At 57.8% G+C, this 24,893-nt stretch carries 16 protein-coding genes and 9 pseudogenes; 14 read left to right on the top strand and 11 right to left on the bottom strand.

Annotated elements, in window-relative coordinates; genetic code table 11:
• The first annotated feature begins 7 nt into the window (after positions 1-7).
• Both G3O06_RS23265 and G3O06_RS23260 read left to right on the top strand, forming a co-directional pair.
• Positions 8-804, top strand: a pseudogene (locus G3O06_RS23265) (integrase core domain-containing protein).
• 17 nt (positions 805-821) lie between these two features.
• Positions 822-2,345 (top strand): NtaA/DmoA family FMN-dependent monooxygenase, encoded by a 1,524-nt coding sequence (locus G3O06_RS23260; protein WP_205817629.1) that lies wholly within the window; start codon positions 822-824, stop codon positions 2,343-2,345.
• A gap of 372 nt (positions 2,346-2,717) precedes the next feature.
• Here G3O06_RS23260 and G3O06_RS23255 read toward each other — a convergent pair.
• The 4 genes and pseudogenes from G3O06_RS23255 to G3O06_RS23240 form a co-directional block, all read right to left on the bottom strand.
• Positions 2,718-2,919, bottom strand: a pseudogene (locus G3O06_RS23255) (transposase); the annotation flags it as partial.
• A 537-nt stretch (positions 2,920-3,456) separates the two neighbouring features.
• Positions 3,457-3,818 (bottom strand): annotated as a pseudogene (locus tag G3O06_RS49165) (helix-turn-helix domain-containing protein); the annotation flags it as partial.
• A 737-nt stretch (positions 3,819-4,555) separates the two neighbouring features.
• Positions 4,556-5,149, bottom strand: a complete 594-nt coding sequence (locus G3O06_RS23245; RefSeq protein WP_205817628.1) for a glutathione S-transferase — start codon at positions 5,147-5,149, stop codon at positions 4,556-4,558.
• A gap of 538 nt (positions 5,150-5,687) precedes the next feature.
• On the bottom strand, positions 5,688-5,933 hold the full coding sequence (locus G3O06_RS23240; RefSeq protein WP_205817627.1) for a hypothetical protein: 246 nt from the start codon (positions 5,931-5,933) through the stop codon (positions 5,688-5,690).
• 468 nt (positions 5,934-6,401) lie between these two features.
• On the opposite strand from G3O06_RS23240, the pseudogene G3O06_RS23235 reads away from it, so the two are divergent.
• Positions 6,402-7,206: pseudogene (locus tag G3O06_RS23235) on the top strand (IS5 family transposase).
• Positions 7,207-7,363: 157 nt separating this feature from the next.
• Here G3O06_RS23235 and G3O06_RS23230 read toward each other — a convergent pair.
• The 4 genes from G3O06_RS23230 to G3O06_RS23210 form a co-directional block, all read right to left on the bottom strand.
• Positions 7,364-8,011, bottom strand: a complete 648-nt coding sequence (locus tag G3O06_RS23230) for a Tim44-like domain-containing protein (RefSeq protein WP_205817626.1) — start codon at positions 8,009-8,011, stop codon at positions 7,364-7,366.
• 103 nt (positions 8,012-8,114) lie between these two features.
• Positions 8,115-8,402 carry a hypothetical protein gene (locus tag G3O06_RS23225; protein WP_205817625.1) on the bottom strand — a complete coding sequence of 96 codons (288 nt, stop codon included), beginning with the start codon at positions 8,400-8,402 and terminating at the stop codon, positions 8,115-8,117.
• A 236-nt stretch (positions 8,403-8,638) separates the two neighbouring features.
• Positions 8,639-8,881 (bottom strand): hypothetical protein, encoded by a 243-nt coding sequence (locus G3O06_RS23220; protein WP_205817624.1) that lies wholly within the window; start codon positions 8,879-8,881, stop codon positions 8,639-8,641.
• Positions 8,882-9,743: 862 nt separating this feature from the next.
• The gene (locus tag G3O06_RS23210; RefSeq protein WP_205817623.1) at positions 9,744-10,019 is read right to left on the bottom strand and encodes a DUF4148 domain-containing protein; all 276 of its coding nucleotides are present in this window, start codon (positions 10,017-10,019) and stop codon (positions 9,744-9,746) included.
• Positions 10,020-10,335: 316 nt separating this feature from the next.
• Here G3O06_RS23210 and G3O06_RS23205 point away from each other — a divergent pair.
• From G3O06_RS23205 to G3O06_RS23180, 6 genes and pseudogenes are all read left to right on the top strand, one after another.
• Positions 10,336-11,162: pseudogene (locus G3O06_RS23205) on the top strand (porin); the annotation flags it as partial.
• A gap of 41 nt (positions 11,163-11,203) precedes the next feature.
• Positions 11,204-12,569: pseudogene (locus G3O06_RS23200) on the top strand (IS3 family transposase).
• Between the two features lie 256 nt (positions 12,570-12,825).
• A complete protein-coding gene (locus G3O06_RS50015) occupies positions 12,826-13,041 on the top strand; it encodes an H-NS family nucleoid-associated regulatory protein (protein ID WP_205817634.1) in 216 nt (71 codons plus the stop codon).
• A 775-nt stretch (positions 13,042-13,816) separates the two neighbouring features.
• Positions 13,817-14,143, top strand: coding sequence for an H-NS histone family protein (locus tag G3O06_RS23190; RefSeq protein ID WP_205817622.1), 327 nt, complete (start codon positions 13,817-13,819; stop codon positions 14,141-14,143).
• A 6-nt stretch (positions 14,144-14,149) separates the two neighbouring features.
• Positions 14,150-14,548, top strand: coding sequence for a hypothetical protein (locus G3O06_RS23185; protein ID WP_205817621.1), 399 nt, complete (start codon positions 14,150-14,152; stop codon positions 14,546-14,548).
• A 268-nt stretch (positions 14,549-14,816) separates the two neighbouring features.
• Positions 14,817-16,347: pseudogene (locus tag G3O06_RS23180) on the top strand (IS3 family transposase).
• Positions 16,348-16,755: 408 nt separating this feature from the next.
• On the opposite strand, the gene G3O06_RS23175 reads toward G3O06_RS23180, so the two are convergent.
• The 3 genes from G3O06_RS23175 to G3O06_RS23165 form a co-directional block, all read right to left on the bottom strand.
• Positions 16,756-18,060 carry a tetratricopeptide repeat-containing protein gene (locus G3O06_RS23175; RefSeq protein ID WP_205817620.1) on the bottom strand — a complete coding sequence of 435 codons (1,305 nt, stop codon included), beginning with the start codon at positions 18,058-18,060 and terminating at the stop codon, positions 16,756-16,758.
• 40 nt (positions 18,061-18,100) lie between these two features.
• On the bottom strand, positions 18,101-18,514 hold the full coding sequence (locus G3O06_RS23170; protein WP_205817619.1) for a TIR domain-containing protein: 414 nt from the start codon (positions 18,512-18,514) through the stop codon (positions 18,101-18,103).
• Between the two features lie 173 nt (positions 18,515-18,687).
• Positions 18,688-20,811, bottom strand: a complete 2,124-nt coding sequence (locus G3O06_RS23165; RefSeq protein ID WP_205817618.1) for a DUF4062 domain-containing protein — start codon at positions 20,809-20,811, stop codon at positions 18,688-18,690.
• Between the two features lie 312 nt (positions 20,812-21,123).
• On the opposite strand from G3O06_RS23165, the pseudogene G3O06_RS23160 reads away from it, so the two are divergent.
• The 5 genes and pseudogenes from G3O06_RS23160 to G3O06_RS23145 all read left to right on the top strand — a co-directional run.
• A pseudogene (locus G3O06_RS23160) lies at positions 21,124-21,893 on the top strand (transposase); the annotation flags it as partial.
• 451 nt (positions 21,894-22,344) lie between these two features.
• Positions 22,345-22,455: pseudogene (locus tag G3O06_RS49155) on the top strand (IS5/IS1182 family transposase); the annotation flags it as partial.
• Between the two features lie 72 nt (positions 22,456-22,527).
• Positions 22,528-22,923: a transposase gene (locus tag G3O06_RS23155; RefSeq protein WP_241020203.1), complete on the top strand. Its 396-nt coding sequence runs from the start codon at positions 22,528-22,530 to the stop codon at positions 22,921-22,923.
• Complete coding sequence (gene tnpB, locus G3O06_RS23150) at positions 22,920-23,267, top strand: IS66 family insertion sequence element accessory protein TnpB (RefSeq protein ID WP_006477753.1); 348 nt, start codon at positions 22,920-22,922, stop codon at positions 23,265-23,267. The genes G3O06_RS23155 and tnpB overlap by 4 nt, the downstream gene beginning before the upstream one ends.
• Positions 23,268-23,360: 93 nt before the next feature.
• Positions 23,361-24,857 carry an IS66 family transposase gene (locus G3O06_RS23145; protein WP_205817617.1) on the top strand — a complete coding sequence of 499 codons (1,497 nt, stop codon included), beginning with the start codon at positions 23,361-23,363 and terminating at the stop codon, positions 24,855-24,857.
• Positions 24,858-24,893 lie beyond the last annotated feature (36 nt).

Below are 24,893 nucleotides of genomic sequence, written 5' to 3'. Positions count from 1 at the left end.
CCTTGTCATGAAGAAGTCGCGGTTCAGCGAAGAGCAGATTATCGGGGTGCTGAAGGAAGCCGATGCCGGCATGAAGGTCGCAGACTTGTGCCGCAAGCACGGCATATCGGATGCGACGTTCTATAACTGGCGTAGCCGCTACGGCGGCATGGATGTGTCGGAAGCACGGCGATTGCGGCAGTTGGGGGAGGAAAACCAGCGACTCAAGCGGTTGGTGGCGGACCAGGCGCTGGACATCCAGGTTCTGAAGGACGTTCTCGGAAAAAAGTGAGTTCGCCCGCGCAGCGCCGGGAAGTCGTGCAGCAGGTGATGGAGCAGCACGACTATTCGGAGCGCCGGGCGTGCGCGCTCGTTGGCCTGAATCGCCGGACGTTCCGACGGCCAGTGCCACCTGACGTCGACCACGAAGTGCGGCAGCGGCTGCGCGAGCTGGAGCAGCTACGTCAGCGGGGACGGCAGCCTAATCTGATTCAGGTCGACAACGGGCCAGAGTTCGTCAGCAAGGCGCTCGATGCATGGGCGCACGAACATGGCGTCAAGCTGCAGTTCATCCGTCCAGGTAAGCCGGTGGAAAACGCGCACATCGAGAGCTTCAACGGACGGTTGCGCGAAGAGTGTTTGAACCAGCATGCGTTCGTCAGTCTCGACGATGCACGCACGAGAATCGAAGCGTGGCGCACGGACTACAACTCGGTGCGCCCGCATAGTGCCTTGGGGCAACTGGCGCCGGACCAATTCCGGCAACTGCATCAACCTAAAAACGGCGAGCCCACTAACTTACGAATGGTGTACTCGGCGGGGTAAGGTCAAGTGTACGACAGATGATTTCGCGTCCACCTCTTGTACCCTCACGATGGAGAGGCAGGGACGTGCGGCCAAGGAGGCAGGCGGCACCGTGCGCTTGCGCCGATGCCCATGCGCGCGGATTGCTTATCGGGAATCATCGTTTCACGGCATCGGTTCGCAGCGCTAGCATCGCACGCTCGAATCCACCAGCCCGCGAGGCGGGCCTTCTTGCACGAGGGTATCGACGCATGCATCTGGCATTGTTTCTGGCACCGGCGGGCTGCCATCACGCGGGCTGGCGGGCGCTGGCCGAAAGCACTCCCGACCCGCTCGACGTCATGCAGCTCGTCGAGCTGACGCGCCGCGCGGAGGCGGCGAAATTCGACCTCGTGTTCATGGCCGACAAGCTGTCTATCGACGACATCTACGGCGGTAGCTTTGCCGATGCGCTCGCGGTGCGCGCACTCGAATGGCCGGACCCGTTCGCGGTTCTGTCGGCGCTGAGCGTGGTCACCACACATATCGGCCTGGCCGGCACGATTTCGAGCAGCTTTGCGCATCCGTTTCCGGTCGCGCGCACGCTCGCCACGCTCGACCACCTGAGCGCGGGCCGCGCCGGTTTTAATGTCGTGACCTCCACGAGCGGCGGCGAGGCGCGTAATTTTGGCGCAACGCTGCCCGCGCACGAGGAGCGCTACTGGCGCGCCGAGGCGTTCATCGATGCTTTGCGCACTCTCTGGGACACTTGGGGCGACGACGCGATTGTCGCCGATGCGGCCAGCGGCGTGTATGCGCGCGGCGAGCGCGTGCGCCGCGCCGATATCGACACGCCGTGGTTCGCCTCGCGCGGCCCGCTGACCGTGCGTCGGCCGCCGCAGGGCCACCCCGTGGCGATTCAGGCGGGCGGCTCGCGCGCGTTCTCCGACGCGGCCGCACGCCATGCTGACGTCATCTTCGCATCGGAGAAGCCGACGCTAGCCGCCGCCCTCGAACACGCGCACGATTTACGGCGACGCGTCACGGCCGAGGGCCGAGCACCCGGCAGCCTCAAAATCCTACCGGGGCTGCAACCGGTGATTGGCCGCACACGCGCCGACGCCGAGGAAAAGCTGCGGTTCCTGCAGGAGAGGCTCAATCCGCTCGCCACCCTCACGCATCTGTCGAATACGATGGATTACGACTGGTCGCAGCACGCGCTCGATGACCTCGTGCCCGACCTGCTGCCGAAAATCGAACGCAAAGAGCGCTTCGCTGACCTTATCGGCCACGCGCGCGCCGAGCGCATGACGGTGCGCGAATTCACGCAATGGATGGGGCGTGGCGGGTTCGGGCTCGTCGGCACGGCCGACGACGTCGCCACGCATATGGCCGACTGGTATCGTGCCGGCGCGGTGGATGGCTTCGTCGTGATGCCGCCAACCGTGCCCGGCGATTCGGGCCGCTTCTTCGACGAGGTCGTGCCGCGCCTGCAACGGCTCGGTGTGTTTCGCAGCGAATACCGCGAGCGCACGCTGCGCGAGCGACTCGGGCTGGCGCCGGTCGAACGTGTCTCAAGTTAAGGTTCGGTACGGCGTGCGCGCTCAAGGTGCATGACATTGCGCGCACTCCATGGTGTCAACGCTGGATTGAAACGTTGTCCGTGACGCCCGCCGCAAGCCAGATGCGGGTGCCGGCCGGCAATGTGATCATTTCAGGCATTCCTGAAGGAATGCTAGGGCGCGCTCGGCAGACAGCCCGCGAATCCGCACGAGCCGTTTGCCGACTTCCACTTCAATTTCGCACACGGGGATCGGTGCGGGAACACCGCTTGTCACTTTCGACGTCGTGTTTTCTGTCAGTTGCAGCGCCAGCAGCATCGACATAAAATCTATCACGCCTACGCTCAGCAACTCCGTGCCTGTCATGGCCGATGGCGCCAGTACTGGCAGTTCCAGCTTACCTTCCCGATATTGCTTGCGCCACCCGAACACGACGTTGGCGTTGATGTCGTGCCGACGCGCCACGACCGATACCAATGCTCCCGGCTCAAGTGTTTTCTGCACGATGGCGATTTTTTCCTGCACCGTGCACCGACGACGGCACGGTCGGAATTTCGATGCCTTCCACGTAATGGCTAGGCTTACTGATGGGCACAAGACTATTGCTTATTTTAAGAGAATCCTTGTGTCCTCAGATACATGGGGCCGCTCTAGGGCCAGCCCAACGACACCGTTCTCTTACGTAAAGCCCACTGCCGTTTCGTACTCTCGGTGCTCTCAAAGACCAGGCCGCAACCGGCACCGTACGTTCGACTATGAACTGCGTATCATCGAGCAAGGAGAAGACACGAACGCACGGCTCCACTCCCGGAACCCGGACGGTTCTTACTTGCCGATCCTGAGCGATGCGAAATTCGATTCGACGCCATTGTCGGGCGCGCGGAATGGTTTCGGAGACAACACGCCAAACTGCTGGCGCTGATCGCGGCAGGAAGGCTGGTGACGTAGGCACAGAAAAAAGAAAAGCCTCGTGGTTAGACGAGGCCCCTCCCGATGACATTGACAGTGAGTTCCCCAACCCCGCCAAGCCATCCTCTTCTCCCAAAGAGACTTTATTGTAGTGGAGAGGTGATGCATGTCAAGCGCCATCCGCTGTCACATTTTTGTCAAGTCATACAGATATTCGATTGAACCATTCGTACCGGATATTGCGCTGCAACTCGAGACAGCTGCCACGAGTAGCAGCGTTATGGGTGAGCTCCCGCGAAACGGTTGATGGGCTGCGCCCGATACGGCGAGCGATCTCGCGCCCCCAAAGCCTTTGGTCAAATGTAATGCTATCTCCTCTCGCGCTACAAACGACAAGTACCTACCAGATATCGGATTCGACATGAAGAGTGATATGCAGTCACAATGGCGGAACCAACGCGAGCCTACCGCTTGCGATACTTCGACCGCCCATGCTGCATTTTCGCATGTGATACCGGTGGCGATCCGCTTCCAAATTAGACGCTCGGGTTCATGCCGAAGCGACGGCCCCCCCGGCGAGTGCATCGATCCTCACCCTGCCAACTGATACACCTGTTTTACACTTCGACCCAAGCAACACCTCCTCGATTGAAGGTGTTGCGACGACCGGTTGAATCCGCCCAGATGGCGTCGGCCGGATCGCCGTTTCTCATCGCCGCACTCGCCTCCCGTAACGCTCTGCGTCGTTGCGTACTGATTCTGGCCGCGTTCAACGAGGTGTTGCAACTCGACGGTGCGGTATCGATCTACGTCTACATCCGCGACGTCGATCCTGACGAGTGCGATTTGCAGGCGCGTAGATCGTGCTACGGATCCCGAGGATCCGGCGACGAGCAGTGCAACGGTGACGATTGCTGCGTTGCTCACATCGATGCGAGGTTCGTCGCAAGCGTCTCCGTGAGTGCGACAGGGCGTGGGCATTGGGCGTCGAAGCTTGCTACTTACGCGTGTTGACCGTTCAACGGGCACGCCTGTAGTGGCGTCGGCGAACAATGCGTTGAGGTGTTATCCGGCGCGTTCGCTATCGATGGCGCATTATGACAATGGACTGGGCGAGAAGCCGACTGTCGCCGTGACATCTTGTAAAACATTGGGTGGCATCGGAGCTTTTCTCTCTCGGATCAGTTATGTTTTTCCAGCTGACGCATTTGCTTAGGCTATGCAGCAGCTTCCAAGACCAAATGGCGTACCCACTTCCAACCTACCAATCGGTAACTACTGGCGATCGGATATCACGTTTGCCGACCGCCAGGCGAGATAGATCAAATACCGGGCATAGACAGGAAGTGCGGCAGCGCTTTCACACGTGCAAGCCATTGGCAGATATGTGGGAAGTCCGACAGTGATACACCGCCTTCAGGCGCTAAGGCCACGTAGGGAAATACAGCGCAGTCGGCGATGGTAGGACGTTCCTGCGCCAGCCATTGGCGCTTAGCCAGGTAGGTGTCCAGCAATAGCAGAATGCGCGCAGAACGCTGCAGCGTGTCCTGTTTGTCGATCGGATAGCCGAACTTGTCTACCAGGCGTGCCGAAGCTGGACCGTTCTGCATCTCGTTGGCGGCTGTGGACAGCCATTGCATCACCTCCGCAAGTCCGGCGGCATCACGCGGCAGCCAGCGTTCATCTGCATATTTGGCGGCAAGATAGACCAAAATGGCCTGAGAGTCGCGGAGCACCATTTCATTGTCGACCAGGATAGGGATTTCGCTCCATGGGTTGAGGTCGATTAGCGGTGGGCGCTTGTGTGCGCCGCTGAGAAAATCGACCGCTTCGATCGTCAAATTGATCTGTGCCAAAGCGGCGAAGAGACGCACTTTGTAACAATTGCCGGATAGTTCTAGATCATACAGTTTCATGCTCGGTTCCTCTTGGCGTAATAGGCGGATTGGATTAAGTGTAAGCGTGGCAGCAACGACGTCTTGACTCGAAGTCGCGATCTCCAGACTGCGGCACTGAATTGCGATAAGCGTCTAAGCCTGGCGCGTCGGCAAGATCAGATGACTTGTCCTTGACGCGCTGATATTGCCAATTGGCGTCGGTAGATTTGCAAATTCGATGACGCAGTGCGTATTTCGATGAAAGTGACCGCCGACTTCGGGAGCGCGACCGATTCGGCCGGCTTGGGCGTTGCGCATGTCGGTTGTAGATTTCCTTGTCAGTTCTGGTCGAGTTCGGGCTCCAGGATGTTCGGGCTGAGGGATCCCCGCGGATGGTAGACAAGCCCGACGGGAAGGGGCCGTGCGAGTCTGCCACATTACGCTTTGTTGCGCATCCCACTCTGCAACCGCGCGTTCAGCTTCGCCTCGCTCATGGTTCCCTTCAGACCGAGCCGCAGGCGGTCGTTGACGTAAGCCACATCGTATGCGGAGTCTTCGTCAGAAATCAGCGTACGGGTCAGTGCCGCGAGTTCGATGAGCCGACGCCAATCAGCGTTGTTCCGCGCCAGATGAAGCACTCAAGTCCGAATACGACGCTGGCGTTGCCGATGGCGACTTCCGATACCAGTTGCTGAAACCCGTCCTGGTGTTCTGCGCTGGCGCCGGACAGGCCACGGTCAGTGTCGATACCTTGGGTGCGCTCTATGGGCCAGCCCAGCGACACCGCACGCTCACGTAAAGCGTACTGGCGCTTTGTACTCACGGTGTTCTCAAGGACCTGGTGTAGCAACGATTGCCGCACGTGAAGGACGGCGTCGCAGCCCCAGTGATCTGCGTATGCGGCGCACTGGCCTCCGTACGTCGCGATGACGGTTCTTCGGAGGGTAATGTAATCCCGACGTATCGTATCGGTCGTGTAGCGCGCGAAGCGCTATAAGGGCTCGTCTACTACCTGTCGAAGAGCGCGCAGCTGTCTGGCTTCGAGACGACGATCCTGAACAACAGTCGCTCGACACAAGGATTCGCGCTGCTGGACAACTTTGCGGCGACCGTGACGCGTGGGTTCGATCCATGGGCCGTGACGGCTGAGTGAGAACATCGTTCTGATCGATCGTGAACTCCATTGCCTCTGCATCATGTTTTAGAGACGGTTTCAAAAATGCCCTGAGGGGCTGCTAATTTTCGCGGCGAGCTGTTAACCTCAGGCATTGGAACAACCGAGGCCGAGGAGATGGTCAAGCCGATCATCGACGACAAATTGTGGATACTGATCGAGCCGTTACTGGCGCCACCCAAGCCGCGACGCGAGAAGAACCCGGGCTGTCAGCCGGTTTGGGATCGTGCCGCGCGGACCGGTATCTTGTTCGTGCTCAAGACTGGACTGCGCTGGCGCGACTTGCCCGCCGAGATGGTTTGCGGCTCGGGCGTGACACGTTGGCAACGGCTTGGCGAATGGCAATCTGGTGGCGTGTGGGACCGTCTGCACGAGTTGCTGCTCGCGAAGCTGCGTGCAGCAGACCAGATTGATTTCTCGCGAGCCGTTGTCGACTCTTCATCGATTCGTGCTGTTGGAGCGGGCCAAACCCCACTGATCGGGCACGCCCCGGTTCCAAGCACTATATCGTCACCGGTGCCAATGGCACGCCGCTCGCCGCAATCCTGACTGGCGCCAACGTCCATGACGTCACGCAATTGCTGCCGCTTATCGACGCGATTCCGTCGTTCGCGGATTGTATGGCCACCCACTGCAGAGACCGCGCGCTGTCTACCCCGATCGCGGTTACGACTCCGAGCGACATCGAAGAGCATTACGCAATCGCGGTATCAAGACAGTGATTGCCATGCGCCGTACCGGACACGGCAGCGGTCTTGGCAAACATTGCTGGGTCGTTGAACACACCCATGCCTGGTTGCATCACTTCCGGCGTCTCTGCGTTCGTTTCGAACGTCCTGCCGATATTCATCGCGCATTCCTCAAACTCGATTGCTGTCTGATCTGCTGGAATACCCTCCGGCGGGTCCAGCAGCCTTTATGAAATCGTCTCTTAGGTGATCAAGTGTGGCCTTCGCGATGCGCTTACGAATAATGGGCTACGCAGATCGCAGAGCCTTACATTGCGTAAGCCGATGAATAGTGTGACCACCGTCATCGAAGCAAGGCCGGCGCGTTTCCGCGCCGACTTTCACAACTCATCAACTGACTATCTGCTGGATGCCTGCCAACTGCCACGCCTGCTCGCTCCCCGTGCGCTTCACCAAGTGCCAGACTTCCTGGAACGGCTGGACGGTCAGTGCACCGTCCTCGCGCATTTCGCCGTGAAAGCGAACGCTGACTAGGATTTCATCCGCGTTGCGCTCGGTGCCGAGTATCTCGGCATCCAGTTGCGTTACATCCGTAAGGCTCGGCTCGGGCCTTCGTACTTCCAGATCCTTCTTGATTCGCATGAACATCTCCGACGTCGTGAGTTCATACAGATCGCCCTGATCGTTGCGGTCCCAAGCACCCTGGACGCGCATGAACATCGCCTTCGCAGAGACTAGAAATACTGCCTGATCCGGTCCCGATGAAAGTTCCGACACTGTCATCGGGCTCACTGTTGCAGTCGAACCCATCGCTGCGCGCGCCCAGCCGGGAAAGGTGGTTTGGGGCTGCGGCTGTCCGGTCTGATTCAGAAATTGCGGACCGTCCGTTTTATGCCGGTTGGCTACGCCGTGTTCATATGCAAGGCCACGCAGCGACACAGCGGCGGCCTCGGGAATTTTCTCGTCGATCTGAATGTGAGCTGCAAGCGGATACGCATCGGCCGAGCGACAGAAGCCGCCGAGCCCGTCGACCACCATCAGGCCGAGGTCGAGCGGTTGCAGCTCGACCGGCTAGCCGCCAACCAGGCTCGACACGCGTAGCGGACCGAGCCCGAACCGATCGGCGAGCACGTACGGGGGCTCACTCTGGGCCCGCAGACGCTGACGCAATGTCGCAGGCGCCGCGACATACGCGCGCACGCACGGTATTCGACTGCACGTGCGAGGGGAAGCGGCGACGCGCATGGTCCGCGATGTCGCGATTGAACGCGAGATAGACACCGCGGCGGCCCACCAGGCGATCGGCCACCAGTTGCAGTGTCGAGGTTTTGCCGGCGCCGGCGTAGGCCTTGACCTTCAGATCCGTGCCTAACGCTGTGGCATCAAGAATGGCCAACTGCTCGGCGGTCAGTTTCGAAAGACGGGGCATCGGCGTTGGATTCACCTACTGTTGGAGCTCGAACTTTATGCTAACAGTGCCCACAGATACTGCTTACGCGTAACCCCTCTGCAGAGCCGCAAGAAACAGCCGAGAGCGATGTTCTCGTCGCGTCGGCTGTGATGCGTTCGCGCAAAAAAGACGAATGCATGTTTGCTAATTCGTCCATCCTGAACAATGCTACGAATGAGCACGGTGCCATAACTCCCGGCGCGGAGACTGCCAAATCAATCGCCCTCAAGACAGATGGCAATGGTGAACAAAATTCCAGCGACAACCGCATCCGGTGCAACCCAAAGATCTTCTTGCAGCGACACGGTTTGAAGGTACTTGAGCACCTTGTCTACGGTTGACGGCAAGACCGAAGCCGCTATAGCCGCCTTCGCCGAAACGGGCCCCATCGTGGTGGAAATCACCATCGCCGCTGAGCCCAAAATGGCTCCGGCTGATCGTATCGATTTTTTGAACATATCAGTGACGTACAGGCTTGGGACCTCAGGTGGTCGAGTCGTTTTCCGGAGTTGCCGCAGAGGTGGAATTCGTACACGGCTACCGTCTTGGATGAAGCAAAGTTGTTTCCTTCTGAGCCAAGCATGAGCTCCACCAAAAGTTCGTGTCGCTTCAGCCCGCCCGACGGAGACGGAAATCCTCCCCGCGATCTGTATCTATGTTGCAGCGTCCGCACGGGCCCACTCCGAATATTGCGCTTAGGTAGGTCCATCCGCTCGTGTACCCGAAACTCCATTCGCCACGGTCGCGTTCTTCATCGGCTTCATCGTCTTCTTCCTGCTCGAAGGATCAGTGAAGACTGAGTAAGCCCGCTGCGGCCGCGCACCGGTTACCACGTGTTCACACCCGTCGGATACGTATCGACAATGCGCGTGCCGTTGACGAGCGTCACGCCCTCGTCGCGTAGCGCCGTCCAAAAGTCGAGCATGTTCGCGCGACATGCGGCCGCCGTTGTCGAACAGTAGGTTCAGCGCGATCACTTCGTCGCGTGTCGTCAGTTGCAACTGCTCCTTCAGCTTGCGCGACTGATGCGACGCAGTGCGAACGTCGCCGAGCAGGATCAGCTTCTCCTCGACAGTCGACGCCACCCGCACCGGCCGGCACGGCCGCAAACTCGCAGCGCATCCGCTCGTTCGCACGCCGGCCGACATCATGTCACCGACACGTGCGACAGCGCACGCTCCGGCCAGCCGGCCGCCATCGCGGTCGTCGACATCAGGCACGCCGCGAGCACGATTCCTTTCGCGAAATTGCGCATGGCACTCTCCTCTTCATGTGGGGGGCGGCCGACAGGCACCGCGCCGGTCGGCCGCGAATAAACGATCAACGCACCGCAAAACGGTTGTCGTGCGCATCGAGCATCGGCGCCGTCTCACCGCGATGCACCGTCGCGCGATGGATTTCCTGATTGCGCGCGACGGTGGCCGTGCTCGCCGGGTAGTCGTGATTCGGGCTCGGGATCACGCCGTCGTGGCGCGCGCGCACCAGTTCCTGACGGACTTCCTGCCGGGTCTTCTGCTGCGCGACCACCGCTTGCGAGAAGGCCGCAATCGACGGTACGGCAGCGGCGATGACAATCATCGGTCGCGGAATGTTCATGCTGTTCGCTCCTTGCTGGTAATCCGTGACAGGAGCCTTCACTTTGATCCGGCGGCGGTGCGGATTCGTGATTGCAGCATGACGGTTTCGTCACCGCCTCGACATGCTCTGCATCGCACTACGAATGAAAATTCATCATGCGTTTCCGCGCTGATGACGCGGCGATGATATTTTTCTCATTTGTCCCTCACCTTCACGATCCGAACGCTTTCCAGAATCGGCAGCGCCATTGCGATATTCCGCGCCCGCCGGCACGACACGCGGCGCCGAATCGACCGATGCACGAAACGATCATCTTGAAATTCAGGGGCTCACCATGAAAACTCCAGTTCGGCTCGCCATGATGTCCGGTGCGATATTCGCAACCGCTCACGCGGCACACGCGTCGGAAGTCACGTTATACGGCTTGTTCGATACGTCGCTGACGTACGTATGGAACGCCAACGCAGACGGCAAGAATCACGTCGGCCTCGGCAACGGCAACCTGCTCCGCAACCGCTTCGGCGTGAAGGGTGCCGAAGATCTGGGCGGCGGATTGAAAGCAATCTTCACGCTGGAAAACGGCTTCAATCCGAACACCGGCGCGCTCGGGCAAAGCACCGGATGTTCGGCCGGCAGGCCTTCGTCGGCCTCGAAAGCGCGCGCTGGGGCACGCTGACGCTCGGCCGCCAGTACGACGCGCTCGCGGATGTCGCCTGGCCGGTCACCGGCGACTTCTACTTCGGCAGCGTCTACGCGACACCCGGCGACGTTGACAACTACGACACGTCGTCGCGCACCGACAACGTGGTGAAATACACGTCGCCAACGATCAACGGATTCCAGTTCGTCGGCATGTACGCGCTCGGCGGCGTGGCCGGCAAGAGCGGCGCCAGGCAAACCTGGTCGGCCGGCCTGTCGTACAGCAACGGCCCGGTCGACGTGGCCGGCGGCTATTACTACGCGGCCAATCGTTCCTCGCTCGCCAACGGCATCCGGACCGGCTGGAACGGCACCTCCGACGGCACGTTCGACGGATCGCTGGTCAATGGCGGCTACATCTCCGCGAAATCGATCGGCATCGCACGCGGCGCGTTGCGCTACAACTTCGCGCCGTTCGCGGTCGGCATCGACTACAGCAACGCGCTGTACAAGGCCGATGCGTGAACTGAACCCCGAAGGTTGGACTCCGACCGGAAGGGACTATGGGAAAATATACGGACCGAGCCAAGCTGACGGCCGTCAAGGACTACTGCTCCGGCGAGTCCGGCCTAAAAGCTGTTGCTCAACGGCATGGCGTCAATGTTTCATCGCTGCGGCAATGGATTGCCGGCTATCGGGTTCACGGTGAGGAAGGCGTGCGGACGAAGAAGCGGGCTCCCACGAATTTCAGCGCTGAATTCAAACTTTCAGTCCTGAAGCGGATGCACGAGGAAGGCTTGTCGCAGCGACAAACTGCAGCCCTGTTCAATATCCGCCGCTTCAACGTGATCGGCGAGTGGGAAGATAAATTCAATCAAGGCGGTCCGAAAGCACTCGGCCGCGTGTCCGGCGAGCGCCGCAAGACGATGTCAACGACGCCTTCTGACCAAGCGAAACAACAGAATTCCGATCACGATCGCAGCCGCCAGGACTTAATCGAGGAGCTGAACAGCCTACGGATGGAGAATGCGTACCTAAAAAAGCTCGATGCCTTGGTTCAGGCGAACGGTCGGCAACCGCAAAAGAGCGAACGCTGATCGTGCTCGAGCTGAGGCAGCATTACCCGCTTGCCAGCCTGCTGCAACTTGCCGGGCTTGCTCGCAGCACGTTCTACTATCAGCAAAGGACGCTGCAGCGAGGGGACAAATATGCGGACTTGAATTGAAGATTCGGGAGCTGTTCGAGCGACACAAAGGGCGTTATGGCTATCGTCGCATCACTGCCGCTATCCGTCGCAGCGGCGACCTCGTGAACCACAAGACGGTCCGTCGACTGATGGTTCAGCTCCAGTTGTGCTGCCGAGTACGAGTGAAGAAATATCGCTCCTACAAAGGTCAACTCGGACACGTTGCCCCTAACGACCTGGCGCGACAGTTTCACGCCGATCGGCCAAATGAAAAGTGGGTGACGGACGTTACCGAGTTCAACGTGGACGGTCGGAAACTGTACTTGTCTCCGGTGCTGGATCTCTTCAATGGCGAAATCGTGTCGTATGAAATGTCCCCACGGCCACTGCTCGGCATGGTCGGCGCGATGCTTAAGAAGGCCTTTAGCAGATTGAAAGCCGGTGACCGGCCGATGCTGCATTCGGATCAGGGCTGGCAATACAGGATGCCTGAATACCGGCGGCTGCTTGACGCACATGCTGCGAAGCAAAGCATGTCGCGTAAAGGCAATTGCCTCGACAACGCCGCGATGGAGAGCTTCTTCGGCACGCTGAAGTCCAAGTTCTACTACCTGGAGAAATTCCGAAGCGTAGAGGAGCTGCAAACAGGCATTGATAGCTACATCCGGTACTACAATCACGATCGGATCAAGCTGAAGCTCAAGGGCCTGAGCCCCGTCGAGTACCGGATTCGATTCGCATGAAATTCGCTCGACCACCGTCCAACATCTGGGGTTCAGCTCACCGTATTGCGCACCCCATGCTTTGGTCTCGTTAGACATTTTCAGAGATGGTCGCGCAACCAAACGCGAAGAATGATCAACGATTGTCAGGCGCCATAAAATTCAGATTTTCCGCCAATGAAAACGCAGACAATTTTTCTTCGAAGCATCATCTATTAAATACGCATCACGCTTTAATGCAGTTAACTTATTAAAAATATTAAATTAATTAAAAAATATTCAACCATTTTCTCACATCACCAAGACACATAATCACCACCGTCAAGCGATTGACGTAAATAAAAATTGTGCCCCGGCCCCCCCCCTCCCCAAAACGACCAGGGGACGCAAGGCTTCCGCTTCCAAACTGCCGAAGAATATTGCTGACATCCCCAAATACCGCGATCCGACAACCGGCGCGATCTGGACCGGCAAAGGTAAACCCCCTGCCTAGATCAAAGATGCAGCGAATCGCGACGGCTTCCTGACCCGAAGCTAACGAACTGGCGAGGAGGAGCGTCCCTCCTCGTTATCCATTCGGTGCTTGATACCGCCCATATTCCGTGCTGCTGGACAGCGTCACGACTGTCATTTCTTCGACCAATTGACCACTTTCGCAGCCCAGTCTCACCGCCTTGGCCGGTGTCCAACCCGCCCCTCGACGAATCCGTGAAAGTGAAGGTCACCAATCACACTCGCCCAGGCATTTACCCAACATGTCGCGAGAGCCTGTTCCGCTGCCGTGTCCGCATGCACAAGACGGCCCATTGCTACTTGCAGACGAGCGAACGCGTATTCCCTACGCACACGTCTCTGACGCTGAAGGGTGTGTTCACGCATAGCTAACAAGTGAAAGAAAACAAGGTTGATCGGTTCGGCAGCCTCATCGTGTCGCAAGACCTTATACCTGTCGAGATAGGGTCTTTGCGAGCGGGCGGTAACGGTCTGACTGCTGTTGTCCGATTTCTCAGACGGGTTATTGCCCTTCTCCGCGATTCTTTGCCCGCACCCGCACAGTCAAGATCCGCCTCGGTGCGTGGGTTACAATTGCACCCTCGTCGGCATCGCACGCGCGTGACCGATATGCTCCGCTTGGAGTACCCAGCTTAGTTGACTCGCTCCGCGGCCACTCCGCTCGTGGCCGGGTCACACGTCAGCAATATCAAATACACCGCGAACTCGACTGCTGAATGTACCTCCAAGCAGTGATTCGCTCGAAACAAGGCACTATGAACAACCGTTCCATTCGCGAGTTGCAGAAGCAGCTCGGCCAACTGAACCTGCTAGTTGAAGACGCAAAGAAGCAGGAGAAGCAAGCCAAACTCAAACAGATCGCCGAAGACGTCAAGGAATACGGCATCTCCGAAATTGAACTGCTGCGCGCTGGCGGCTTCATCCAGGCCAAGCGACAGAAAGCACCTGCGATGTACTACGACCCGAATTCCGGAAACTCATGGTCGGGCAAAGGCCCTCGGCCAAAGTGGCTTGTCGACAAGAACCTCGACGACTACCTGATTCGGGAGGCGCCGAAACCGTGGTGGCCTGAGCGGAACTAAACACGTGTGAGCAAAGAAAAGCGCCGAACCAGTTCCAAGCGTCGGACCGCTCTGACCAAAGCTACGTTGCTGCCTCTCTCCGCGGCAGTTGTTCAACGAAAGTCGCTGGAGCATCACCATGCATTTACCACCCTGAAATCCGGACATGGCAATCTCGATGTCATCAGCCCTCTGTTCCTGGCGATCTATCTCGCGTATTTCGTGCGGGACATGACCTCGCGAACTGGCGACCTGATCGACTTCCGTACGGAGGCCGGATTCGAATCAAGCGGCATGAGCCTTTACCAGCAATCCATTGAGTTTTCGTCGCCGAACAGTGGCCCCTATAGTTGCCCCCAATGCACGATGCTGCGGCTGTTGAAGTCCTGTTCGTATACTTGGCAACACCCAACACTAGGCAGTTAAACTACCGCATCAAAGCAGAGCAATCTTGACGGATGCCCCCGACAGCGTTGTTAGCGTACAAGCCCTGAGCCGGGTGCCTTCGGCGCCCCGCCATGGGGTCCTCCCCGGCATCAAGCCAGGTCAGCCGTACAAGCTTTTCGCCGTAGCGCAATTTGCGCTCGAACAGCACACAATCTCGCCCCTCTCAGAATTGCTGCCCCGCGTCGTCCAGCTCGATAATCTGCAGGTGGGGATGCGGACAAAATCTTGGACTACCTGGAGGTAGTCCATGTACTCGTACGAAGACCGCGTTCAAGCGGTTCGGCTCTATCTGAAGTTGGGAAAGCGCATCAGGGCGACCATCAGGCAGTTGGGTTACCCGACAAAGAATTCCCTGAAGGCCTGGCATCGTGAATACGAACAGTGTCATGATTTACGAACTGGCTATGTTCGTGCCACGCCGAGGTATTCGGCCGAACAGAAGCAGGCTGCCGTCGATCATTATCTGAGCCATGACCGTTGTGCTGCTGTAACCTCGAGGGCTTTGGGCTATCCGAGTCGCGGGACGCTTGCAGCCTGGATTGAAGAACTGTGCCCCGAAATTGGGAAACGCCTTATCGGCAGAGTAACTGGCAGCGCTCCGAAATCGCTGGCAGTGAAACGGGCGGCAGTCATCGAATTGTGCGCCAGAGAAGAAAGCGCACGCGTGGTCGCCCAGAAAACAGGCGTGAGCATGCCGATGCTGTACAACTGGAAGAATCAGCTACTCGGTCGAGAGGTTCCAGCATCCATGAAACGCCAGAAGAAGCCAGCACCGGGCCATGAGCGTGCGGAACTGGAACGACAGATCGAATCGCTTCGACGCGACGTCCGGAAGTTGCAGCTCGAGCACGATATCCTCAAGAAGGCGAACGAACCGGTAAAAAATGGAATGGGCATCGACCCGCAGCTCCTGAGCAACCGGGAGAAGACGATGCTGGTTGATGTCCTGAAATACACCTATCCGTTGCCGGAGTTGTTAGCCATCCTGAGGCTCGCCCGCAGCTCCTACTTTTATCACCGTGCACGTCTGCTTGTCGCTGACAGGCATGCTGGCGCGCGTCGCGTCATCGCAGACATCTTCGAATGCAATCACCGCTGCTACGGCTATCGTCGAATCCGCGCGGCATTGAGCAGGCTGCAGGTCTTCATCTCGGAGAAGGTCGTGCGACGTTTGATGCGACAGGAGGGTCTGGCCGCTGCCACGACCAGACGACGTCGCTACGGCTCCTATCGTGGGGAAATAAGCCCCGCGCCGGAGAATCTCATCAATCGTGATTTCCGCGCCGCCGCCCCGAATCAGAAATGGCTCACCGACATTACCGAATTCCAGATCCCGGCCGGCAAGGTGTATCTGTCGCCGGTAATCGACTGCTTCGACGGTCTCGTAATGAGCTGGTCAATCGGCACGCGACCAGATGCTGAACTCGTAAATACCATGCTGGATTCGGCCATCGAGTCGGTGGCTGATAGTGATGAGCGGCCAGTGGTCCACTCCGATCGCGGTGCGCACTATCGTTGGCCGGGATGGCTATCCCGGATGCGCGATGCCAGGCTCGTTCGCTCGATGTCACGCAAAGGATGCTCGCCCGATAACGCAGCCTGTGAAGGCTTCTTCGGGCGACTCAAGATGGAACTGTTCTATCCTCGTGACTGGCGGGCTACGACCGTTGATCAATTCATCGAGGTCCTTGACTCTTACATCCGGTACGCGGATCAAGGTCTCGCTCGGTTCTCTCAGCCCCCTCGAATACCGGAAGAGTCTTGGAATTGCGGCATAAACCAGTCCAAGATTTTAGCCGCACCCCCGGTGGGTCAGTTTCTAATCGACTTTGACATGTACTTCTACGCCGCCCTCATGAAACTCCCTCAACATGAACTCGAGAAATCGAAAAACCGATCCCGATTGACACCGGGAGTCTATCAGCGGCTGCATACGCTTCCGCCTCACTCTTCAAGCAATATTAATGTCAGATCACATCACAGCCTCTACATACAATCACCTGCGAAGCGCATCGATTGAATCACCCAAAACATGTACCCCGAAGGCATAACCTCAAAATCAGCCCTGACTTATTCAACAATCTTCGCCATACCCCAATCACTCCGTATTTCATATTGATGCCAGCTCTCTAATGAAGCCATAGCATCTTTCATCTTCAACCAAAACAAATAGCTGAATTATGCACTTAATTGGGACCAGCTTTCTTGCCACGCCGACCAGCAGGACGACCAGTTATCCGCAGAACTTCCTGCTTCCCTTGCTCATAGGTATCACGCTCCCATCGTGCAAGGCCACCATGTTCGGAATACTCGCGAAATTGCTGCTCATACTGAACCGCCTCCGCATCGCGATTCAAACCAAACAACGTATTGGCCAGCGTTGCAACAACCCACTTTTGGTCCGACCTCTCTCCAAACTGCGGCGACTGGATGACTCCAATTAAAATATCGACGATTTCCTCACGAGCCTTACGTGCACCAATTTCGTAATAATTCCTATCCGCTTTATCTCCCTCAATTTCAGCACGATAATTCATACATAGCGCGTAATTTTCACCATTATAATAGTCCCTCCTGAATTCAAATCCACGTCCATAATATTTTATAGCCAAATTCAGTTCCGCCGGGTCCTTCGTGATGCCCCACAGGCGCTTGTGGATAGCTCCTGCTATCCCCAATGTCTCGGGATCATTCGAATCATCCGGCCCCAGATCATTAATAACCTTCAGTGCATTGACGAGCGAAGCAATCTCCGATGGCTCTTTGCTCTTGTACGTCGCCAACGCAAGCTGTTGCTTTAGATACACCTCATCCGGCTTCATCTCGACTGCGCTCGAGAAAAATCGCATCGCATCAGCATAGCGGTCCTCTCGTAACGCGTGCAAGCCCTGGCTCATCATTTCCGAAAATCGCTCTTCACTCGCCTCTGATCGTTGAATCAACGCCTCAAATTGTTCATCCGACAAGTGCGGCTGAATCAGCCTCGGAATAAAGGTATACACGGGACTATCCGGCAGCGGATTCTCCAAGATTCTCTCGATTAGCAAAGACAATTCACCGACCGCCCGCCTCGCCTCCTTGGCGCCGATATCCTCACCCAAGTGTTCGTACGAGAACGTACTCGTATGATTCAAATCGAAATAAAATTTCCCCTTACTCTCCCTCATGATGATCGTCGAATACGGCCTCAAGGCATGGCGAACACCGAGTTCGTAAAGTGCGTTTGCATTACCTGTTGAGATATCGGCAATCACAAGATCAGCCCTCAGAAGCATCTCGTACATCTGCAAGTCGATATGGCCGGAATGTGAGATCTCGTCCGCTCGCACACACCGCAAACCGGCTTGCTCGGCAGCCGGTCGAATGATTTCCTGATAGGTCGCATTCAGATCAAGCGTGCGCCCTGATTCGTAGTCAGTCTTTCGTCCAAACCCCATCACCACGAAGCACAGTTTCGCGTCGCCATCCTTCACATCCCCACTCTTTGACATGGCTATTTTCCTATTATTCTTTAATCACCCATCCCGCACATCACAGCGCATGCTGTCGAATCGACGAAACGATGGAATCCGTATTCCATCGAACCATTTCAATTGCGGCCAACTGAACCACTTGCGGGGTTCGCTGCTGCCCCCAGGGAACGACACCGATTATCGGTTTACGATAAGCTGTGGCTATTTTAATTTCAGTCTCAATCCAGACACTATGCGCAGCGTACATTCCGCCAAGAATCAATACGATATTGGCAACACGGATTTGCTCATTCAGCGCACTAGTCAGTTGCTGCGTTGATCGCACATCAAGAATAGGGTTGGTGCGAGGGACGGAGGAGTTTTTGAACAAGAAGTTCGAGGCACCCCTCAACATCTGCTCCAATCGAGCATATTCGCCGTGATAGCTCCAAGCATGCGAAATAAATCCCACATAGGTTTTCAAAGCTGGCATCATGGTCTCCTTATTTAAAATAACCTACCATCAACAAATATTTTCCGTCAATAAAACATCTTTGCCTCACGTCGCGCAAAGAAAAATACTATTTTTCATCGATTGCCATCTGACATCAACCGTGGAGGACCGCGTGGCCAGACAACCGCACCTTTCATTCGGCATCGCTCTTGCTATTTTGCTTCGCGCTCATAGGCAGCCGCTCGACTGAGCACCACCTTCTTAGATTCCACCCGCTCCAGCCGGAACAAGCCTATGCCCGATCGGGCGGACTCGTCCTGCTCCTCCAACCACGCCGGTAATGCTTGCGACTCTTCAATCGTTCGCCCTGTTTGCTCTCTAAACCAATCCCTTTGACTGGCGACCACACGAACCAGATCTCCTTGACGGCCAGAAAACAGGGACGCAAACGGAAACAACAAGCGATTCGATTGCGAAAGCGTACCCTTCTCGAATAGACGCAGCGCTTCACGCGCTCGTTCTGTCGAGTGTTTCGCCGCGTGCTGCGATTCGGCAAGTTGCCGCCTTAATGCCATGCGTCGAGCGCCGAACCGGGACAGCTCCGCTTTGAGCCATTCGATCTTATCGCGTGTTGCCGTAAGGCGCACGCGGTACCTACGATGCGCGCGATAACCCAAATACATTATCCCAGTGCTCACGAGAAACACCAGGAAGCCATTGAGCTTGCTGCCATATGACCATGAGCGGATCGCGATCAAAAAACCAAGCAGTGCGCTGGCGGCTCCCCAATAGGTGCCCAGTCGAGCGCTCCATCCGGCGAGATGACCGTGATCGGCCTCCTGAGCCGCCAGGATGGCCGAGTTGACCCGAACCCTTTCATCCAGTGTCAGAATTTCGCTATCGAGCTCGAATCGCACCGATCCAACGGTTGGTGTCAGCTTGGTAACGTCCGCCTCTGCTTGCCCAATTAAACTGCGCACCCATTCCAGTTGTTTAGCCACCGACGCCTTCGCCACGTCGATCGCCCGCTTACGCGCGGTGTCGTCCGGCAAGTATCCCGTGGCCAACTGCCCAACCAAGGTAGCCAGTTGTCGCTCAGTGACCAATATCCGGATGGCTCCATCGATCAACTGACGACGCAGGCTCTCGATTAATTCATTCGTCTGGGTGCGCACCGGCGAGAATAGCGGGTCAACGAACACTTCACGCATGCTGGGAAAATACAAGTTCGCCGCGCGTTCGATTTCCTTCATCGCGTGGTCCTGCGCACCAGTAGCCAGCCAGTTCCGGGCCAGCTCGATTCTTGCCTTTGCGTAGCTCGGCGCCGCCTCCACCGCCTGCCGGGCATAGGTCAACGCCTCGTCAGGTTGGCCAGTGATATATCCCGCACGGGCAGCAAGCATGTATGAAGCGGCTGCTCGAAATGGCGCACCCTCACCCAATGCGATACGAGCAGCTCGCTCGCTGAGTTCTTTCGCACGCTCGCAGTCAGGCTTACGCCCCAGATTCACGTACAACGACGCCAGCCAGAAGTTACCCATCAAATCAAGCGGGCGGTGCTCCAATGCTCGCTGTAAATGACGTATCGCACAGCCGTAATCGGCCAGCTCAATCGCGCGATGCGCCTCGACTCGCTGTTCATACGCGGCCACGGCCGCAGGCTGCAGCAGCGCGGCAAGGGGCCCGGAACATTGCGGCTCATCGTCCAGCAATGAGGGGCCTGTTTGCTCAGCATCACGAGATTCAAGTGTCGCCACATCAGAGTCATCGAGCGCCTTCCCATCTGAAATTGCATCGAACAGATCGCGATGCTGATCTTCCGGCTCGAAGCGGATCTGGCCAAACTCCATTGCAAAATGCGCAGCTAGAAAGCTTTCAAAGATCCGATGCGCCATCTGATCTACTGGAATATCTGGCTCGACAAATCCGATCGTATGACGCTTCTCGATTTCTCGTTGCCATTGCCCGAAGGGTGTGTCGGGATCAACGAACTGAATCTGTCCCCCTCGATAACGCTTCCCAATGCAAAAAACCAGGACCCGCGTTCCAGCACCATCGCGAACTGCCTCCTCATACTCAAGATGAGTAAAAGACTTTGCGCTATCTGGTGCTAATCCACCGTACTCGTCACCAAGCAACAAGATCATGTAGTTGGATCGACGCACGTGTGCGAGGCACTCCACGAGCGGGGGATAGTGGTTCACTCGACCGTCGTCAAGATCAATCGCGGATAGATTGAGGTGCGGATAGTTGGTAATTTTTTGTTTTAATTGTGCACGAAGTTCACTGAAGGCCTCGAATCGCGAGGCAAGAAAAACAGTCTTCTTGATCAACATATATCCCCGGTTTCAATCTCAATTCATGCACGTCATCGATTTATTTTTCTACATTCGACATTGCCACCCATCTAGCCACCATGCCGTTGTGTATAGCGACAGATATCGAACTCTCGTCACATTGGTAAATAATAACCGCAAATTCGCTCACGTGGCATCTCATCCTCACACAAATGCCCTACGATAGCCGCTCTGACGAGTTGAACTATTTCACGTATTAATGTCAAATCTAGTGTATGTGCGTGCAAAGCACGATCAAGCGGCAAGCCATTGCTGAGCCGGCGCGGTTTCGATCGCCGAATGCCATTCTCGAAGGGAATGCCCGACTATGACCTCCCTGTCACCAGCATGTATGCACGTGGCATGAGCGCGCACGAATTTCAGGGCCGTCTGCGGAACCGTACGGGCTGCTGGTGCTACGGTCACCGACGAGGTGCTGGCCGACGTCGAGCAGTGGCAGCAGCGCCCACGCGAGACCGTGTATCCGATCGTGTACTTCGACGCGCTTCGGCTGAAGATCCGCGGCAAAGGCGTGGTCATGAACAAGGCCGTCTATCTGCGCTGAGCCTCCGTGCCGACGGCCGCAAGGAAGCGCTGGGTTTGCGGATCGAACAGACAAAAGGCGCAAAATTCTGGCTGAAGATCTTCAACGAGCTGGAGAACCGCAGCCCGCACGATATCCTGATCGCGGGGGCGACGGTTTGCGCCGATACCCCGAAGCGATTGAGGCGGCGGCAGCTACGCTCGACGCTATTTCGCAGAGCGAGTGGGGCCGCAAATTCTCTACCGTCGCAGCCATGTGGCAGCGCCAATGGGAACCGGCAATCCCCCTCTTCGCCTACCCGCCCGAGGTGCGTCGAATCGTCCATACGACAATTGCCATCGAGCACGCGCACATGCAACCGTGCAAGATCGTCGAGAACCGCAGCCACTTCCCGAACGACGAAGCCGCTAGCAAGCTGCTATATCTGGCCTTGCGCAACATCGAAAAGGACTGGAAGATACCGCCTATCACTTGGCGGCAAGCAGTCAATCAGTTCGCCATTCTGTTCGGCGAGCGACTCACCTCCGCCATCTGCTGAGATTCTTAACCGCCCCAGCACACGAAGTTTCTGACGCGTCCCTGACTTTGAAAGTCAGGCCGTTTTTTGTCCAGTCCAAAATTTCTCGAACATAGGCCCATACCACATCAGGCATGTTCCGAAAATCGGCCGTGTTCGCAGGCGCCAACCACTTGTCCAGCGTCTTGATCGGAACACTGATACGCTCTGCGAACTCCGTACGCGGCATGCCGAGTGACGCCATCGCATCGCGCAGAAACACCTGCTGCGTGATGCCGGGAGGCGCCTTATGTGTGACCACTCACTTCCTCGCAGGTCACTTGGACGTAAGCGCCGGTGAAAAGTGCATAACACGCTCAAACAAAATGAGTGTCAGGGACTGATAACCCGCCGCGCGTTTTGTCAACCTCTTCGTTGATTCACTGGCGAGGAGGCCATGGCCAAACCGATACTGGATGACGAACTGTGACCACTGATCCGACCACTGCGGCCTCAACGGAAGCCACGCCGTACGCGATACGCGGGCTGCAAACCGCTTGACGATCGCACCGTGCAGACCGGTACCCTATACGTAAGCGAGTCTCCAGCACCGTCTCGACGGCCTGACCAGAAATTGCCAGAGTGGTCCCCACCACTTCAAGTAGCGGGGAATACTTTGACAACAGAAGCACCAAAGAGGATTGGCCGCAAAGGCATCCCGAATCACCCGCTCGAATTTCGGCGCGAGATGGCCAGGCTGGCATGCGAGCCCGGCGTGTCAGTCGCGCGCCTGGCAATGGAGCACGGCCTGAATGCGAATCTGGTGTTCAAATGGCGCCGTTCGTTACGGGCCGGCGAATACGATTCGGCTGGACTGCTACCTGTGAAAGTGGAGACGCCGCTTGCCGAGACTACGCCGCTGGTGCCGGTGTCGGCGCCGACCACGATACCGACGGGCGCGATTGAGATCAACGTAGGCAACGCCCATGTCCGCATCGAAGGCGCTCCGGACGAGAGTACGTTGACGCTGGTGCTGCGCATGTTGCGCGGCATGCCGGGGATGGCAGCGTGATCGGTTTGCCGAGTCGAACTCGCGTCTGGTTGGCTGCAGGCGTGACCGACATGCGCTGCGGGTTCAACACCCTGGCGGCCAAGGTCCAGACCGTGCTGGAGCGAGATCCGTTCAGCGGGCACGTGTTCGTGTTTCGTGGCCGGCGGGGCGATCTGGTCAAAGTGCTGTGGTGGAGCGGCGACGGCATGTGTCTGCTGATGAAACGCCTGGAGCGTGGGCGCTTCATCTGGCCGCGCGCCGATGGCGGCGTGGTCTGCCTGAGCCAGGCCCAGTTATCGATGCTGCTCGAAGGCATCGACTGGCGGCAGCCGGTGCGTACGACCGAGCCGAGTTCGGCGTTGTAAACCTCCCGGCGCCCGCGTAAACTGCGGGCATGACCACGGCCAACGCCTATCCGGATGACATCGAAGCGCTCAAAGCCTTGTTGCTTGAGCGCGATGCGCGCATCGCATCTGGAAGATCTGGTCGAATCACACGAAGCCGTGGTGGCCACGGGCAAGGCCGAGATCGAGCACCTGAAGCTGTTGATCGCGAAGCTGCGCCGTATGGCATTCGGGCGCAGCTCCGAGAAACTGGATCGCCAGATCGAGCAGCTCGAACTGAAACTGGAAGATCTCGAAGCCGACGAAGGCGCTGCGCCCATCGAGATTCCCAAGGCACCGCGCACGGTACCGGAACAGATACAACGCAAGCCGCTGCCGGAGTATCTGCCGCGCGACATACGAACGTACCTGCCGGAGTCCGACGAAACCTGCACGGCGTGCGGTGGCGCGATGAAGCCGCTCGGCGAAGACGTGTCCGAGCAACTGGAATATGTGGCGGCCAGCTTCCGCGTGATTCGCCATGTTCGACCGAAACTGGCCTGCACCTGTTGCGATCAGATCGCACAGGCGGCAGCGCCAAGCCGCCCCATCGAACGGGGGCAGGCCGGCGCGAGACTACTTGCGCATGTGCTCGTGGCGAAGTTCAACGATCACCTGCCGTTGTACCGCCAGTCGGCGATCTACGCCCGAGAAGGCGTGGAACTGGATCGCTCGTTGCTGGCGAAATGGGTGGGGCACAGTGCCAAGCTACTGCATCCGCTGGTCGATGCGCTGCGCCTGCATGTGATGGCAGCCACGAAGCTGCGCGCCGACGATACGCCAGTTCCGGTGCTCGCGCCGGGCAATGGCAAGACGAAAACCGGGCGGCTGTGGGTCTATGTGCGCGATGACCGGAACTCGGGCGACGAGGCGCCACCGGCAGTCTGGTTCGCCTACACCCCCGATCGCAAAGGCGAGCATCCGCAACAGCATCTGGCCAAGTTCAAGGGGACGCTGCAGGCCGATGCCTATGGCGGCTATCAGAAGATCTACGAGACTGGCAAGGTACTTGAGGCGGCTTGCTGGGCGCATGCCCGGCGCAAGTTCTACGATCTGTACGCGGCGCGGCCCAACGCGCTGAACAAGGAGGCGCTGGAACGCATCGGCGCGCTCTACGAGGTCGAAGAAGCGATCCGGGGCAAACCGCCAGACGGGCGGCAAGCGCACCGGCAGACGAACGCCAAACCATTACTCGAACAGTTCCATGTGTGGCTGAACGCCGCGCTGGCAACGCTCTCGCGCAAATCGGACACGAGTCAGGCCATCCTCTATGCCCTGAACCGGTGGGAAGCATTGACGCGCTACTGTGACGACGGACAATTGGAAATCGACAATCTGCCGGTCGAGCAGGCACTGCGCGGCGTTGCCCTGGGCCGACGAAACTACCTGTTCGCCGGCGCGGATTCCGGCGGTGAACGTGCGGCCGCGATTTACAGCATAATCGGCACGGCCAAGCTCAATGGTCTCGATCCCCTGGCGTACCTGCGTCATGTCCTGGCGCGTATCGCGGATCACCCGATCAACCGAATCGACGAACTGCTGCCCTGGGCGGTGACCCTTCCCACGTCGTGAAGGGATAATGCCACTGATGCCCAGACCTCGGAGATC

Source organism: Burkholderia sp. Ac-20345, from assembly GCF_017104825.1.
Classification (GTDB): Bacteria; Pseudomonadota; Gammaproteobacteria; order Burkholderiales; family Burkholderiaceae; genus Burkholderia; species Burkholderia lata_B.
Note: the sequence above shows the minus strand (reverse complement) of the source record. Positions and strands in the feature narration are given on the sequence as shown.

Bases quoted from the DNA above. Each gene is read 5' to 3' on its own strand.
- G3O06_RS23145 (WP_205817617.1), top strand. From the start codon at position 23,361: ATGCGCGCATCGCATCTGGAAGATCTGGTCGAATCACACGAAGCCGTG.
- G3O06_RS23245 (WP_205817628.1), bottom strand. From the start codon at position 5,149: ATGAAACTGTATGATCTAGAACTATCCGGCAATTGTTACAAAGTGCGT.
- G3O06_RS23170 (WP_205817619.1), bottom strand. From the start codon at position 18,514: ATGCCAGCTTTGAAAACCTATGTGGGATTTATTTCGCATGCTTGGAGC.
- G3O06_RS23175 (WP_205817620.1), bottom strand. From the start codon at position 18,060: ATGTCAAAGAGTGGGGATGTGAAGGATGGCGACGCGAAACTGTGCTTC.
- G3O06_RS23225 (WP_205817625.1), bottom strand. From the start codon at position 8,402: ATGCCCCGTCTTTCGAAACTGACCGCCGAGCAGTTGGCCATTCTTGAT.
- G3O06_RS23190 (WP_205817622.1), top strand. From the start codon at position 13,817: ATGAACAACCGTTCCATTCGCGAGTTGCAGAAGCAGCTCGGCCAACTG.
- G3O06_RS23165 (WP_205817618.1), bottom strand. From the start codon at position 20,811: ATGTTGATCAAGAAGACTGTTTTTCTTGCCTCGCGATTCGAGGCCTTC.
- G3O06_RS23260 (WP_205817629.1), top strand. From the start codon at position 822: ATGATTTCGCGTCCACCTCTTGTACCCTCACGATGGAGAGGCAGGGAC.
- G3O06_RS23220 (WP_205817624.1), bottom strand. From the start codon at position 8,881: ATGTTCAAAAAATCGATACGATCAGCCGGAGCCATTTTGGGCTCAGCG.
- G3O06_RS23210 (WP_205817623.1), bottom strand. From the start codon at position 10,019: ATGAACATTCCGCGACCGATGATTGTCATCGCCGCTGCCGTACCGTCG.
- G3O06_RS23230 (WP_205817626.1), bottom strand. From the start codon at position 8,011: ATGGTGGTCGACGGGCTCGGCGGCTTCTGTCGCTCGGCCGATGCGTAT.